Below are 15,686 nucleotides of genomic sequence, written 5' to 3'. Positions count from 1 at the left end.
TTTTCAATGAGCGACTACTACGATCTAGGTACATACACCTGCCCAGTTTCCACTTCGAACCCCGAAGCACAACGGTGGTTCGACCGGGGCCTGAACTGGACCTACGGTTATAATCACGAAGAAGCCGTCGCCTGTTTTCAACGCGCGGTCGAGCATGACCCCCAATGCGCCATGGCTCATTGGGGTGTGGCCTATGCGGCGGGTCCGAATTACAACCTGCCCTGGGACTTACAGGACGACCGAGGACGCAAAAAGGCACTGACGCTGGCCCATGACGCAATGCAGAAGGCTTTGGAAAATGCCGATAACTGCACGCCTGTTGAGCAGGCTCTGATCCACGCTCTGCCCGCACGTTACCCGCAATCCGATCCAATCGAGGACATGCACCAGTGGGATCATGACTTTGCTGACGCAATGCGCGCGGCATTTGCAACGCACCAAGATCACCTCGACCTTCGTACAATCTATGTCGAAGCGTTGCTGAACCTAACACCATGGCAGATGTGGGATCTGAATACCGGCCAACCCGCAGAAGGCGCAGCCACACTTGAAGCACAAGAGGTGCTTGAATGGGCCATAGCCAACGATCCCGACGCAATGTCCCATCCTGGCTTGTTGCATCTTTACGTCCACCTGATGGAGATGTCGCCAACGCCAGAAAAGGCACTGAAAGCCGGGGATGTTTTGCGCACATTGGTACCGGATGCGGGCCATCTCGTGCATATGCCGACGCATATCGATGTGCTGTGCGGCCATTACCAAAATGTGGTGCACTGGAATGAAAAAGCCTCGGAAGCTGACTTGAAGTATTACGAACGTGAAGGCGCGTTCAACATCTACACTGGCTATCGTCAACACAACTATCACTTCGCGATTTACGGTGCCCTGTTTCTGGGACAGATCGAACCCGCCCTGCGCGCCAATCAGGGCCTTTGGGATACAACGCCCGAAGAGATGCTGCGTATCGAAAGCCCGCCCATGGCTGATTTCTTCGAAAGCTACATGTCCATGGGGCCGCACATCCTGATCCGGTTTGGCCGCTGGGAAGAGGCCAAGGCGCTGGACCTTCCCTCCGATCCGGACCTTTACCGCACCCTGACAGCCACGACCCACTACGCCCGCGCCATCGCTCATGCCGCAACCGGCGATGTCGTCCACGCCGAAGCTGAAGAGAACCTGTTTCTCGCAGCCAAGGAATGCGTCCCCGAAACCCGCAGACTGCACAACAATCGTGTGGTCGATCTGCTCGAGATCGCACAGGAAATGCTGCGGGGCGAGATCGAATATCGCAAAGGCAACTTCGAAATCGCCTTTGCTCATCTACGTCGCTCGGTCGAGTTGGACGACACCTTGCCCTATGACGAACCCTGGGGTTGGATGCAGCCCACCCGCCACGCGCTTGGGGCATTGCTGTTTGAACAAGGCCATATGGCCGAAGCCGAAGATGTATATCGCGAAGATCTGGGCTTGGGCGGTGCGCTAAGCCGCGCCTCTATCCACCCCGACAATGTGTGGAGCCTGAAGGGGTTGCACGATTGCCTCATGGCGCGCAACGAACAGGTGGAAATCCGCCAAATCAAACAGCGGCTCGACATGGCATTGGCACGAGCCGACCGGATGGTGGCGGCCTCTTGCTTCTGTGCGCAGGCCGCGATGCGTTATTAGTGGGATAGATCGCGCTGCCGCGCGATGCTTCCGGCGGAGGTATTTTTAGCCAGATGAAGCGGGGATCCGTCTCTTCATCTGGCCGCAAATACCTCGGGGGAGATGCGCGGAACGCGCAGCGGGGGCAGCGCCCCCTGCCCACATCTCAACCGGCTTTGGCCTTTTTCTTTTGCGCGACCACTTTTTCAGCAAGGTCGCGGGCGATCGCAAAGGCACCTTTGATCTTGTCACTGTCTTTCTTCCAATCGCGCCGCACAACGATCTTGTTGTCCTTGACCTTGGCCATACCACGCTGATTCTGGATGAATTCGACCAGCCCCTGAGGCGAAGCAAACTTGTCGTTGTGAAACTGAATGGTTGCGCCCTTTGGGCCGCCATCCAGCTTGGCAATCCCGGCGCGCTTGCACATCGCCTTGATGCGAACGACCAGCATCAGAGTGTTGACCTCTTTTGGCAGTTTTCCGAACCGGTCGATCAGTTCGGCGGCGAACCCTTCTAGCTCCACCTTGGTCGACAGCGAGGACAGGCGGCGATACAAGCCCAAGCGCACATCCAGATCGGGCACGTAATCCTCCGGGATCAGAACCGGCACGCCCAAATTGATCTGCGGGGCCCATTGATCGTCGGCATCCGACAGCCCCTCCATCTCACCTGCCTTGATCTTGGCAATCGCCTCTTCCAGCATGGATTGGTAGAGCTCGTACCCCACGTCGCGCATCTGGCCGGACTGTTCCTCACCCAGAAGGTTACCTGCTCCGCGAATGTCCAGGTCTTGCGACGCTAGTGTGAACCCCGCCCCCAGCGTATCCAACGAGCCCAAAACGCGCAGGCGTTTTTCAGCCGTGGCGGTCAGCTTCTGACGCGGCTTGGTAGTCAGGTAAGCATAGGCACGAGTCTTCGACCGCCCTACCCGCCCCCGTATCTGATAGAGTTGCGCAAGACCGAACATATCCGCGCGGTGAACAACCATTGTGTTTGCGGTCGGAATATCGAGCCCGCTTTCGACAATGGTCGTGGCCAGCAGCACGTCATATTTGCCGTCGTAAAACGCATTCATTCGGTCGTCGAGTTCGCCCGCTGCCATCTGACCATGCGCCACCACATAAGTCAGTTCGGGCAGTTGGTCCTTCAGGAACTCTTCAATCTCCGGCAGGTCCGAAATACGGGGTACCACATAGAAACTCTGACCGCCGCGATAGTGTTCACGCAACAGCGCCTCTCGGATCGTGACGGCATCGAACTCGCTGACATATGTTCGGATGGCTAAGCGGTCGATGGGAGGCGTTCCGATGATCGACAGATCGCGCACGCCGGTCAGCGATAATTGCAGCGTCCGAGGTATCGGAGTCGCGGTTAAGGTCAGCACGTGAATGTCGCTGCGCAGTTGCTTCAGACGTTCTTTGTGACCTACGCCGAAATGCTGTTCCTCATCGATGATCAGCAAGCCCAGATTGTTAAACCGAATGGTCTTGGCCAGCAGAGCATGGGTGCCGATCACAATATCCACCGTTCCGCGTGCCAGCCCATCACGGGTTTGCTGAGCTTCTTTCGCGGACACAAACCGCGACAGCTGCCGCACTTCCAGCGGAAAACCGCGGAACCGTTCCTTGAAACTGGCCGCGTGTTGGCGGGCTAACAGGGTTGTTGGTGCCACGACGGCCACCTGTACGCCGGACATGGCCGCCACAAAGGCGGCCCGCATGGCGACTTCGGTTTTGCCAAAGCCCACGTCGCCACAGATCAGGCGATCCATTGGGGCACCAGAATGCATGTCTTCCATCACATCCGAAATGGCCCGCAGCTGGTCATCGGTCTCCTGATACGGGAAGCGTGCGCTGAACTCCTCCCACGCGTGCGGCGGCGGGTCCATCACCGGAGCCTTGCGCAGGGCACGTTCAGCGGCGATGCGGATCAGTTTGTCCGCCATCTCGCGAATGCGTTCTTTCAGCTTGGCCTTCTTGGCCTGCCAAGCGCCACCACCAAGACGGTCCAGCAAACCTTCGTCATGGCCGTATTTCGACAGAAGTTCGATGTTTTCGACCGGCAGGTACAGCTTGGCTTGCTCGGCGTATTCCAGCAGCAGGCATTCGTGCGCGGCGCCTGCGGCTGTAACGACCTCCATCCCCATATAGCGACCGATCCCGTGGTCCACATGCACCACCAGATCACCGGGGCTAAGAGATTGGGTCTCGGTCAGGAAGTTCTCGGCCTTGCGCCGCTTCTTGGGCTGGCGGATCAGGCGGTCACCCAATACGTCCTGTTCGGCGATGACTGTCAGGCCAGGGGTTTCAAACCCGTGCTCCAGTGCCCAAACAGCAAGATGCAAACCGCGTTTACCGATGCGGGTGCCGTTCGTCACCGGGATGGCCTCGGCCAGACCTTCATCTTCGATCAAACCGGTCAGACGTTCGCGCGCACCTTCTGAATAAGAGGCGATCAACACAGGGCCTTTGTCGAGCTTGGCTGTGATATGGCTGGCCAAAGCGCCAAACAGGCTGATGTTCTCCTGCTGACGTTCCGGGGCAAAGTTGCGCCCAATTCGCCCGCCTGCGTCAATGACACCGGGCCCAGATGCCTGCGGCAAAGGACTGAACTGCATCACCCTGCGATCTGCAACTGCGGCCTCCCACGCGGCATCGTCAAGGTACAGCAGCCCCGGAGGCGTCGGTTTATAAACCGTGTCCATGCGGGACCGGTTTTCCAGCGCCAGACGCCGGGTTTCGTATTGATCGGCAATCGTATCCCACCGCGCCAGACGCGCTGGTGTGACCTGATCATCCAAGGTGATTGTGGCGTTCGGCAGATAGTTAAACAGCGTCTCAAGCTTGTCGTGAAAAAACGGCAGCCAATGCTCGATGCCCTGATGTTTGCGACCGGCACTGACCGCTTCGTAAAGCGGATCATCTGTACCTGCCGCGCCAAATTCGATGCGATAATTCTGACGGAACCGGGTGATAGCGGCCTCGTCCAAAATGACCTCGGATACAGGCGCAAGTTCCACTACATCCAGCTTTTCAGTGGTGCGCTGAGACACCGGATCAAAGCGACGCGCACCGTCCAGAACGTCTCCGAAAAGATCCAGACGGACAGGACCGGATTCGCCCGGCGGGAAGATGTCGATGATGCCGCCGCGAATGGCATAGTCGCCGGGCTCCATCACCGTTGGGCTTTGGGTGAATCCCATACGCACCAGAAAATTCCTGAGCGCGGTCTCGTCGATGCGCTGATCAACACGCGCGGTAAACGCCGCCTCGCGCAGCACCTCGCGCGCGGGTACGCGCTGGGTCGCGGCATTCAGCGTGGTCAGCAGTACGAATTTCTGCGGCATCTGATGGACCAGTGCCGCCAAAGTGGCCACTCGTGCCGCTGAAATATCCGCGTTCGGCGACACACGGTCGTAAGGAAGACAATCCCAGCCGGGAAACACAAAAACCGGAATGTCGGGGGCAAAGAAGGCCAACGCGGCGCGCATCGCCTCCATCCGTTTGTCATCTCGTGCGACATGGGCCACCGGCCCGTTGCTGCGGGCGATTTCGTTCAGTACGAGCTGCGCGTCAAACCCTTCGGGGGCACCGCCAACTGTCACGTGGTTCGGAGCCTTCATCGCCTCGCCTTTCAGATTTTTCTACCCAAGAACGCCGATCGAGATGTTCTGATACATGCCCCAGAAAGAAGTGACCAGTATCGAGATCATGCCGATGATCTGCGTGTACAGCCTGCAGCGTGAAATGGTCTTGGAAACAGTTTCCAGCGTCAGTTCCTGCCGGCGCAGACGTCTTGCTTGCGATATGTTCACCAGCAACACCAAAGTCATTGGAAACGCCAACAAAAACACCGCCTGTGCAAACTCTACGTCATAGTAGAAACCCAGCATTGCCAAACCCGTGAGCATAAAGCACGCAAGCGCCAGGAGGATGGCACCCGACATATCTACGATCAGCAAAATCCGGTTCGTGTGAATGCGCACAATGTCCAGAAGGTCGATTTCAACCTGCCCGCCAATCCGACGCGCACGAACAACCAAATCATACGGAATGCCCATCACCCAATGACTGGCGGATGACCAAAATACCGCCAGCACAATCCAATACCACAGATTCGAAAAGCTGCGCATGTCAATGAGTTCAAAGATCGAAGAGTACCAGTCCAAACCCAACCCTTTATTCAAACCACTCAGGGGGGTTCATCGCGGTGGCGCGTCCATTGATACCCTTGAGACCTTTGTGAATTCATGCCACCCAATGCACGAATGTTCAAGGAGAACGCGCCATGAAACCGACTATTGCCCCCTACCCTATGACCCGCTTTCGGCGGGCGCGTCAGTCTGAGGCAATTCGCGGGCTGGTGCGAGAGAACACGCTGACCACCGATGACCTGATCTGGCCGGTCTTTGTGCGCGATGGCGACGGAATTGAAGAACCGGTGCCCTCGATGCCGGGTGTGGTGCGCCGGTCGGTTGACTTGATTGCCAAGGCTGCGGTCGAAGCCCAAGCGCTTGGGATACCTGCGATTTGCATCTTTCCCTACACAGATTCCGCACTGAAGACTGAAGACTGTGCCGAAGCCTGGAACCCGGACAACCTGTCCAATCGCGCCATCCGCGCAATCAAAGCTGCTGCCCCCGACATCGCCGTGATGACCGATGTTGCGCTGGACCCCTACAACATCAATGGCCATGACGGGTACGTTGTCGACGGTGAGATTGTCAACGATCAGACCGTAGAGGCATTGGTCAAAATGACTCTCGCTCAGGCCGAAGCCGGTGCTGACATCATCGGCCCATCAGACATGATGGACGGTCGGATCGGAGAAATGCGCCGCGCGCTGGAAGGTGCAGGCCATCACAACGTAATGATCCTTAGCTATGCAGCAAAATACGCCAGTGCCTTTTACGGGCCTTTCCGAGATGCCGTTGGGGCCTCGGGCGCACTGACGGGTGACAAGAAGACCTATCAGATGGACCCGGCCAATTCGGACGAGGCTCTACGTTTGATCGAGCGTGACCTGTCTGAGGGCGCGGACATGGTGATGATCAAGCCCGGCATGCCTTATCTGGACATCTGCCGCCGTGTGAAAGACGGCTTCGGCGCGCCGACATATGCTTACCAGGTATCCGGTGAATACGCGATGATTCAGGCGGCCGCGCAGAATGGCTGGATTGATGGAGAGAAGGTGATGCTGGAAAGCTTGCTGGCCTTCAAGCGGGCCGGATGCGATGGAATTCTGACCTATTTCTCGCCGCAGGTTGCGCGCATCCTTCAGGGCTAAAACCCCAAGGACTCGCAATTTTTCGCCGACGAACTGGCGTTGGCGAGCAGCTTTCCCGTGACACATGGGGCCAATCGGCGTATCCTTGCCCACAAGATCGGGTTCACCCGACAACATCAGGCACAGTTACAGAGATATAAAAACCATGAGCAGTTCCCCTTTCCCCCGACTGAGCCGTCGCGGCTTTGCCTTTGGCATGGCAGGTCTGACCCTGACGGCTGCCTGCGGCAACGGCGTCGGCAATTCGAACGCGGCAACAATCGACGCCCGCGTGGACGCCACGCTGACCGAGATGTACGCGAAATATCCCAACACGGTTGAGATTGCGAACAAAGCCAACGGTATGTTGGTCATGCCCCTGATAACTGACGCCGGGTTGATCATTTTTGGCGGTGCCTACGGGCAAGGCGCGCTGCGCATCAACGGGGCGACGGTCGATTACTATTCCGCAATTTCCGGAACCGCCGGCCTGCAATTTGGTGCGCAGCAATATGCGCATGTCCTGTTCTTTATGACCGAAGCTGCACTGAACGATTTCCGCCGTTCCAGCGGATGGACAGCCGGCGCCGATATTGGCTATGTGGTTGACTCAACTGGGAATTCTTTGTCCACGGACACAACTACACTGCGTACGCCAGTGCTGGCGGCGGTCTTTGGTCAGGCCGGTCTGAAATTCGGCGCGACCATCGAAGGCACGAAATACACGCGCATTATTCCATAACCCAAATTACCACTTCCCCCACACATGGCACCCGTCGCAGCACAACACTGCGGCGGGGCAATTATTTATAAGCGTTTCCAAGCAGGTTCTTGCCGCGTTCCTCTTTCGGTCAGACCGACCATCCTCTAATCTCTGCGCAACCTTATTCCAAAAGATAATATGGGGCAGTAATGGGTCTTGTTTTCCGCTGGCTGGTGCGCATCGCGTCGGGTCTGATTATTCTGATCCTCGCCGCGGTTGGCCTTGTCTATTTCCTGGCAAGCCAGTCCCTGCCGGATTACGACCAGACCCTTGAAGTTGATGGTCTTACCGCCCCTGTCGAGATCGTTCGCGACACCGCCAACGTGCCGCATATTCTGGGCCAAACCGATCCGGATGTGTTCTTTGGACTGGGATATGCCCACGCACAAGACCGGCTGTGGCAAATGACTGTGATGCGCAGGACTGCGCAAGGCCGTTTGTCCGAAGTCTTCGGGACACGCACGCTGCGCATCGACAAGTTGCTGCGGCGGCTGGATCTCTATGGCCTCGCCCATCGCTCGGTCGAGGTGCAGGATGACTATACCAAAGCCGCCTTGCGGGCTTATGCCGCCGGGGTCAATGCAAGGCTGACCGAAATCAATGAGGAGGCTTTGGGTCGCGGTGCGCCGGAAATGTTCCTGTTCAACGCCCCCGTCTCGCCCTGGCAACCGGGCGACAGCATTGCGGTCATCAAGCTGATGGCTTTGCAACTTTCAGGCCACCTGAGTGATGAGGTTCTGCGCGCCCGCACCTCTTTGATATTGAACAACCCCGAGCGTCTGGCCGACATCCTGCCTGACGTCCCCGGTCCTGGCATCGCGGCCCTTCCGGAATATGCGTACCTGTTTCCCAATCTGCCGCGCTACGCCGCCGGTACTGAAATACCCGAAACACCCCTCTCACCGCTTCCCAAACGCGGCTTGGCCGGAGCGTCCAATGCTTGGACCGCCGCCCCATCGCGGTCGGCAAGTGGAGGCACTTTGCTGGCAAACGACCCGCATCTGGGTTTCACAGCCCCCGGTGTGTGGTATCTGGCCCATCTTGATCTTAAAAAAGGTGGTGTGATCGGAGCCTCGATACCCGGTGTTCCTGCCATTATGACCGGACGCAGTGACCGATTGGGATGGGGGCTGACCTCATCTTATCTGGATGATCAGGACCTGCACATAGAACAGCTGAACCCGGACAACCCAGAGGAATATCTGACCCCCGATGGCTACAAAGAATTTCTGACCCGCCCATCGATCATCGCCATCAAAGACGAGGCGCCAGTCACACTAACGCTGCGCTGGACAGACAACGGCCCGGTGCTGCCCGGCACGGATTACAAGCTGGAGACCATCACGCCTCCCGGCCATGTGGCGTCTCTGTCCTGGACGGCGCTCAGCCCGCGCGACACTTCGATGACCGCTTCTATGGCGCTCATGAATGCGGACAACGTGCGTCAGGCCATACAAGCGGGCGAGCAGTTCATCGCCCCATCCCAGAACCTGTCACTGGTCGACCGGACTACAATTGGGATGAAGTTGATCGGTGCCATGCCCAGCCGGGATCTGCAAAACCAAAGCCGCGGGCGCATCCCAACGCCCGGCTGGATCGAGGCAAACCGCTGGCAGGGCCGCCTGCCCTATGCGGACAATCCGGAATTTGTCGCACCGGTCGGTGGCATTTTGGGCAATACGAACAACAAGATTATCGACCGTCCTTTTCCCAATCATATCTCTTACGAATGGGGCGACACACAGCGTGTGCATCGCTGGGATCGCCTGATGCAATCGCGTGAGGTCCACACCCGCGACAGCTTTATCGAAGCGCAACTTGATACCGTCAGCTTCACGGCGCGGTCCCTGCTACCGCTCATCGGCGCAGACCTGTGGTTCACCGGTGCCTCGGCCCCCGAGGGCACACCGGAACGTCAGCGCCAGATCGCCTTGTCACTGCTGGCAGACTGGAATGGTGAGATGAATGAACACCTGCCCGAGCCGTTGATCTATGCGGCATGGTTGCGCGCTCTTCAGATCCGCCTGATCGCGGATGAGCTTGGGCCACTGGCCAGCGAATATAAACACGTCGAGCCGCTGTTCATTGAACGCGTTTATCGTGACATCGACGGAGCAAGCGTCTGGTGCGATGTACGACAAAGCGCCCCGGTTGAGACCTGCACAGAAATGGCTCGTCTGGCGCTGGACGACGCCCTGATCTGGATTTCTGAGCGCTATGGCAGCGCGTTGGAATCCCTGCGCTGGGGCGATGCGCATCAAGCCACGCATGATCACCCGGTCCTGGGCGACGTGCCTGTCCTGCGCTATTTCGTGAACATCCGCCAATCGACCAGCGGTGGCGACAATACGCTGCTGCGCGGGCGCACGTCAGGCGAAGGCCCGGATCCGTTCCAGAACGTACACGGTGCGGGGTATCGCGGGGTGTACGACTTTGCTGATCCCAACAGCTCGGTCTTTATCACTGCGACCGGTCAATCGGGGCACTTCCTGTCGCGCTACTACGACGATCAGGCACAGCTTTGGCGGCGTGGCGAGTATATCCCGATGTCATTGGACCTTGATCTGGCCCGCGCTGCAGCGGTTGGCGTGACCAATCTTATCCCGCGATAATCCGCCTAATCGGCAACTCCTCGCCCCGGTTTCTGGGGCATCGTAGCACCTTGAACCTTTTTCGCCTATGATCATTCCACCGATTATGTGGGACCAAAGGGGGGCGAATATGGCCAGTATTCGGGATACATTGAACAATCTCGCGCGGGATTACGCAATTGCCTGGAGTTCCGGTGACCCCGATGCAGTTGCCGGTTTCTTTGCACCTGATGGACAAATCACGATCAATCGGGGCGACCCCATAGAAGGGCGCGCAGCGATTGCCGATATGGCTCGTGGCTTTTACGCCGACTTTCCTGATCTAGAGGTCCGCTGCGATATGATGCGATGGGCCGGATCTCACGCTATTTTTGTTTGGACCCTAGAAGGGAACCACGCCGAAACCGGCAATCACGTTGTGGCACGCGGTTGGGAAGAGTGGGAATTGACGTCAGACTATCTTGTTAAGTCTTCGCTGGGCTGGTTCGACGCAGAAGACTATCAACGGCAGATTGACGGCAAATAGCTTAACGTGTCCGATCCGCAGCCGTTTCTATCGTGTAGTTCCTGGGTATTCCCTGCGTGACCTGAAACCAGTCTGACGCCTTGGTTCGCACCTGATGGGCGTCAAAGGCCGCTTGCGTTGCAAACACTTCCGACACCATGAACCGCCCAGGCGTTGTCTGATCTTCCACAACTTCGAAAGACATACAGCCCTCTTCCGCGCGTGTAAGAGCAATATGGAGCGGCAAAGCTGCCCGCACGTATTCAAGCCGGTCCTGCGGTACATCGATAAGGCCGTTCAAGAACACTCTTTGATCTGAATTTTCCGTCATAGCTGACCTTTCCACCTTGTTCAAAGCGACGCAAACTGCGCGGCTTGTTTGTCTGTCCACAAAACAGTCAGGCGGAACCCTTCTTCGGTTTGATCCTCATCCTGGACAACGTCCTGACGGAACAGCCACGCCCGCTTGTCCCCCTCGGCATAAGACAGGTTCAGGACGACCTCGTGCCGTGCACCCTGAAGCAGTGTGGCGATCTCGGCCAACAGCGGACCGACGCCTTCGCCCGTTACAGCAGAGATTGAGAATATCGCCGGGTCCCGTTCAGCCCGCGCCAAAGCGGCGTCCTTGTCCTCGGGGCTGAGCAGGTCAATCTTGTTCCAAACTTCAAGCCGTGGACGTTCTTCATCGACGCCCAATGAGGTCAGGATAGTCTCAACATCCTGGGCCTGCGCATCCGTTTCTTCGTGACTGATGTCACGCACATGAACGATCAGGTCCGCGCCCAGCACTTCCTCGAGGGTTGCGCGGAAGGCCGCCACAAGCTCGGTCGGCAAATTCGAGATAAAGCCCACCGTGTCCGACAGGATCACCTCAGGGCCGTCAGGAAGCTGGACGCGACGCATGGTTGGGTCCAGCGTGGCAAACAGCATGTCCTTGGCCATCACTTCGGCCCCGGTCAGACGGTTGAACAGCGTTGACTTGCCCGCGTTTGTATACCCCACAAGGGCAACGATTGGATACGGCACCTTGGCGCGCGCAGCCCTGTGCAGGGTACGGGTCTTGACCACTTTCTGCAGCTGACGCCTTAGTCTGACTAATTGTTCGTCAATGGCGCGGCGGTCGGCTTCGATCTGGGTTTCACCGGGTCCGCCAACGAATCCCAACCCGCCGCGTTGCCGTTCAAGGTGGGTCCAGGCCCGCACCAATCGCGTGCGTTGATAGCTGAGAGCCGCCATCTCGACCTGCAGCACCCCTTCACGGGTGCGCGCGCGATCGCAGAAAATTTCAAGGATCAGCCCTGTTCGGTCGAGTATCTTGACCTTCCATGCCTTTTCCAGATTGCGTTGCTGCACGGGCGTGACCGGCCCGTCGATCAAAACCAACTCGATTTCACTGTCATGCAGCCGTTCGGTCAGTTCCTCGATCTTGCCACTGCCGAACAAAAGCCCCGGTTGGGCACGTTGCAGGCGTACAATCTCGGACCCAATCACATCCAGATCGGGTAGTGCAGCGGCCAGTGCAACCGCCTCAGCCAGCGCCGGTTCGGGAACACGGCGCTGTTCATCTGATTTGATTTCGGGATGCAGCACCCAGGCTCGGGTGCGCCTCCGGTCATGTTCCATCAAGAGGCGTCTTCGCCCTCATACAGATTGATCGGCTGTGATGGCATGATGGTCGAAATCGCGTGTTTATAGACCAACTGCGACTGTCCGTCGCGGCGCAACAATACGCAGAAATTGTCGAACCAGGTGATCACACCTTGCAGTTTCACGCCATTGATCAGGAAGATCGTTACCGGAACCTTAGCTTTCCGTACATTGTTCAGGAAGGCATCCTGAAGATTCTGTCTGTCCGAAGCCATATTTTTATAATCTCGCCATTGTTCTTGCTACGCGCTGCGGACCAACGCGCTCCCTCCGGGCGAGTATGGAGTGCCGCGCAGAGATATTCCAGATGAAAAATAAGGCGGTAACGTTGGCCGGGCGTTGTGGTTCAATCCCGCCACAGCGACGGTGTGATCAATGCAATAATTGCAAGCGTTTCCAGACGACCAATCACCATCGCTGCACAGAGCGTAAGTTTTGCCCCTGCGGACAAATCAATCAGCCGGATCGGGACATCCGTCGCCAGCTCGATCAATGGACCTGTCGTCGTCAGGGTGGCAACGCTCAGCACCATTGCCTGTTCAAATCCGGCCCCCATCGCCGCCAGCAAAAGATTGAACACCGCCAGCGTCAGAGCGAAAAGCATCAAAAAGATCCAGGCGATAAAGGCTCCGTCGCTCTGAATACGCCGGTTGCCGCCCCCGACACCGCTAACGGATGAGGGATAGATCAATCGGTCGATCTCGCGCGCACCGTTCAGGTACAACGCAAAAACCCGCAACAGCTTGACGCCTCCGGCCGTGGTGGCGACCCCACCGCCAATCAGCGCAAGTCCCATCAGCAACAACCCCGGCGTGCCAAGACCCGACAATTGCTGCGCATCGTTCCAGTTCGCACTTTCGAACCCGGCAGTGGTCAGGAAGGCCAGCACGGTGAACAGCATACCCCAAATCACCTGCAACGCCTGAAGTGGAGCGATTTGCCCACCGATCTCGGTGACGCCGGCCACCACCCGGAAAAACAATAAAAGTGCAACCGCCAGAACGATCATCAGGCCGATGCGAAACTCGGGGTCTCTGTCCAAACGAGAAAACCCTGTGGCGGCAGTATCGGTCGAGAAGGTCAGGCGCGAAAGGGCAAAGAACAGGAACAGAAACAGGATCGCTTCACCTGTAAACCCGGCCTGCGCCCCCTCCATACCACCAACCGGAGAGATACCGGACGTGGCCATCACCGACATTGCGTGGCAAACGGCGGTCAAACCGGCCTCACCCGCGATCATCAGAAGAACCCAGATCGCTACAGTCAGCCCGGCGTATACCGGTGTCAGCGTCCGCGCTACACGCAGCAAACGGCCGCGCGGGTCCACGCGTTCGCTTTGCGCAACACCTGACACCGGCCGACCGGGCTGCCCCTTGGCTGTTACCTCGAACCCGCCAAGGGACAGCGGCGCCAGAATCGCAGCGGCCGCAATCCACATCAGCAAGCCACCCATCCAACCGACCAGCGCACGCCAAAGGTGCAGCGGCGCGCTTAGCCGGTTGTAGTCAGGAAACAGATCAGCCCCGGTCGTTGTAAGCGCGCTGACCATATCGAAATAGGCGTTCAGAAATGTGGTCGTGCCAAGCGCATCATGGAGCGGTATCGCCAGAAAGATCGGCAGGATGGTGAAACAGCCCAGCATCACCGCTAACTGCCCCAAAGTCCCCCGCCGTGGAATGCGATTGGAAGAGGCCATTGCAATTATTGCGACCAGAAACAGGCCCAGAAGGCCCGAGTAAAGAAAGGACCGCGATGTATCGTGATCATCCAGCACCAGAGCATAGACTGCCGGAATCCACATGGCCAGCGACACGATAGCCCAGATCAGCAGGAACAACGGTAAACGCCGCAGAATCCCAACCTGTTGTGTCCCTGCGCGCGCCATCAGAAGAAATCGATTGAGACCTGCATCAGACGTTCGACCTCGGGCACGTCCTTGGCCATGGCAAAGATTGCGACCACGTCCTTTTCATCAATCCGCAGACTGCCCGTCGGACGCAGAACCTCGTCTCCTTTGCGCACGGCACCAACCAGCACACCCTCGGGGAAATCGATATCGCGCAGTTTCTGCCCCGCCATCGGAGAGGTCGACAGAACCTCGGCCTCGATCACCTCGGCCTCGGCGTCACCGATGGAATAGACCTGTCTAACACGCCCATGCCGGATATGGCGCAGGATCGAGCTGACGGTGGTAGCGCGCGGGTTAATATAAGCATCAATGCCCAACGGTCCCATAAGGGCAACCATGCTGGGATCGTTGATCAGCGCAATCGCAAGCGCACAGCCTTCGGCCTTGGCACGCACGGCAGCCAGCATGTTCGTGCGGTCGTCATCCGTGACGGCCAGCATCGCGTCGGCCCGGTCGATCCCGGCCTCGCTCAGCAAGCCGGAATCCAAACCGTCCCCATGCAAAACAATCGTCCGCTCCAGCGCTTCGGCGGCGATCTCGGCGCATTGGCGGTCGCGTTCGATGACCTTTGCGCGCACGCGGCTTTCGCGCTCCTCCAGCGTTCTGGCCACCTCCAAACCGACATTGCCGCCGCCAACGATCACAACCCGATCCTGTCGCTTTTGGGCTTTTCCGAACACTTCCATGGTGCGGTTCACGTCGTTCACATTGGTAAAGACGTAACACTCGTCGCCTACGAACAGCTGATCCTCGGATTCAGGCGCGAACAGCGTACCCTCGCGCCGAACACCAACCACAATCGAACTGAGCGTGGAAAACAGATCAGTCAGTTGCCGGAGCGGCGTATTCACAATCGGGCAATCCTCTTCCACCCTGATGCCCAGTAGCTGCGCCTTGCCATCCATGAAAATCTCGGTGTCAAAGGCCGACGGCGCCGACAGGCGACGCATCGCTGCAGCAGCCACTTCGCGTTCGGGGCTGATCACCACATCGATGGGCAAGTGATCGCGGCGGTAAAGGTCCGAATGAATGGCTTCCAGATAGGACTTGGAGCGCAAGCGCGCGATCTTACGCTGGATCGAGAACACCGAATGCGCCATCTGACAGGTAACCATGTTCACCTCGTCAGAATGGGTCGCAGCAATTATCATATCGGCGTCGCGGGCCCCTGCCCGTTCCAGCACGTCAGGATAGCTTGCAAACCCTGCAATGCCCTGCACATCCAGCGTTTCCGTTGCCCGGCGCACGAGATCGGGATTGTTGTCCACGACTGTTACGTCATTCAGTTCGCCCGAAAGGTGCCGCGCAATCTGCCAGCCAACCTGACCCGCGCCGCATATGATGACCTTCATGTTTCTG

At 58.0% G+C, this 15,686-nt stretch carries 12 protein-coding genes; 5 read left to right on the top strand and 7 right to left on the bottom strand.

What is annotated here, in order from left to right; all coding sequences use genetic code 11:
- Positions 1 to 6 precede the first annotated feature (6 nt).
- The gene (locus tag I9187_RS12515; protein WP_171179995.1) at positions 7 to 1,665 is read left to right on the top strand and encodes a hypothetical protein; all 1,659 of its coding nucleotides are present in this window, start codon (positions 7 to 9) and stop codon (positions 1,663 to 1,665) included.
- A 145-nt stretch (positions 1,666 to 1,810) separates the two neighbouring features.
- Here the strand turns inward: I9187_RS12515 and mfd are convergent, their stop codons facing one another.
- The gene (mfd, locus tag I9187_RS12510) at positions 1,811 to 5,269 is read right to left on the bottom strand and encodes a transcription-repair coupling factor (protein WP_171179992.1); all 3,459 of its coding nucleotides are present in this window, start codon (positions 5,267 to 5,269) and stop codon (positions 1,811 to 1,813) included.
- A 21-nt stretch (positions 5,270 to 5,290) separates the two neighbouring features.
- Complete coding sequence (locus tag I9187_RS12505; protein WP_171179990.1) at positions 5,291 to 5,815, bottom strand: component of SufBCD complex; 525 nt, start codon at positions 5,813 to 5,815, stop codon at positions 5,291 to 5,293.
- Between the two features lie 119 nt (positions 5,816 to 5,934).
- Here I9187_RS12505 and hemB point away from each other — a divergent pair, with 119 nt between their 5' ends.
- From hemB to I9187_RS12485, 4 genes are all read left to right on the top strand, one after another.
- A complete protein-coding gene (gene hemB / locus I9187_RS12500) occupies positions 5,935 to 6,933 on the top strand; it encodes a porphobilinogen synthase (protein ID WP_171179988.1) in 999 nt (332 codons plus the stop codon).
- A 145-nt stretch (positions 6,934 to 7,078) separates the two neighbouring features.
- A complete protein-coding gene (locus I9187_RS12495) occupies positions 7,079 to 7,654 on the top strand; it encodes a YSC84-related protein (protein ID WP_209940208.1) in 576 nt (191 codons plus the stop codon).
- 170 nt (positions 7,655 to 7,824) lie between these two features.
- Positions 7,825 to 10,287, top strand: coding sequence for a penicillin acylase family protein (locus I9187_RS12490; protein WP_209509290.1), 2,463 nt, complete (start codon positions 7,825 to 7,827; stop codon positions 10,285 to 10,287).
- A 109-nt stretch (positions 10,288 to 10,396) separates the two neighbouring features.
- Positions 10,397 to 10,792: a nuclear transport factor 2 family protein gene (locus I9187_RS12485; protein ID WP_171179982.1), complete on the top strand. Its 396-nt coding sequence runs from the start codon at positions 10,397 to 10,399 to the stop codon at positions 10,790 to 10,792.
- 1 nt (position 10,793) lies between these two features.
- Here I9187_RS12485 and I9187_RS12480 read toward each other — a convergent pair whose 3' ends face one another.
- The 5 genes from I9187_RS12480 to trkA all read right to left on the bottom strand — a co-directional run bounded on the left by I9187_RS12480 (position 10,794) and on the right by trkA (position 15,679).
- Positions 10,794 to 11,102 carry a putative quinol monooxygenase gene (locus tag I9187_RS12480; RefSeq protein ID WP_171179979.1) on the bottom strand — a complete coding sequence of 103 codons (309 nt, stop codon included), beginning with the start codon at positions 11,100 to 11,102 and terminating at the stop codon, positions 10,794 to 10,796.
- Positions 11,103 to 11,122: 20 nt separating this feature from the next.
- On the bottom strand, positions 11,123 to 12,394 hold the full coding sequence (hflX, locus tag I9187_RS12475) for a GTPase HflX (protein WP_209509291.1): 1,272 nt from the start codon (positions 12,392 to 12,394) through the stop codon (positions 11,123 to 11,125).
- On the bottom strand, positions 12,394 to 12,633 hold the full coding sequence (hfq, locus tag I9187_RS12470) for an RNA chaperone Hfq (RefSeq protein WP_005982826.1): 240 nt from the start codon (positions 12,631 to 12,633) through the stop codon (positions 12,394 to 12,396). The genes hflX and hfq overlap by 1 nt, the downstream gene beginning before the upstream one ends.
- Before the next feature lie 131 nt (positions 12,634 to 12,764).
- The gene (locus I9187_RS12465) at positions 12,765 to 14,303 is read right to left on the bottom strand and encodes a potassium transporter TrkG (RefSeq protein WP_171179976.1); all 1,539 of its coding nucleotides are present in this window, start codon (positions 14,301 to 14,303) and stop codon (positions 12,765 to 12,767) included.
- The gene (gene trkA, locus I9187_RS12460) at positions 14,303 to 15,679 is read right to left on the bottom strand and encodes a Trk system potassium transporter TrkA (RefSeq protein ID WP_171179974.1); all 1,377 of its coding nucleotides are present in this window, start codon (positions 15,677 to 15,679) and stop codon (positions 14,303 to 14,305) included. The genes I9187_RS12465 and trkA overlap by 1 nt, the downstream gene beginning before the upstream one ends.
- Positions 15,680 to 15,686 lie beyond the last annotated feature (7 nt).

Origin of the sequence: Ruegeria sp. HKCCE4148, from assembly GCF_017872495.1 — a bacterium.
Taxonomy (GTDB): domain Bacteria; phylum Pseudomonadota; class Alphaproteobacteria; order Rhodobacterales; family Rhodobacteraceae; genus Ruegeria.
Note: the sequence above shows the minus strand (reverse complement) of the source record. Positions and strands in the feature narration are given on the sequence as shown.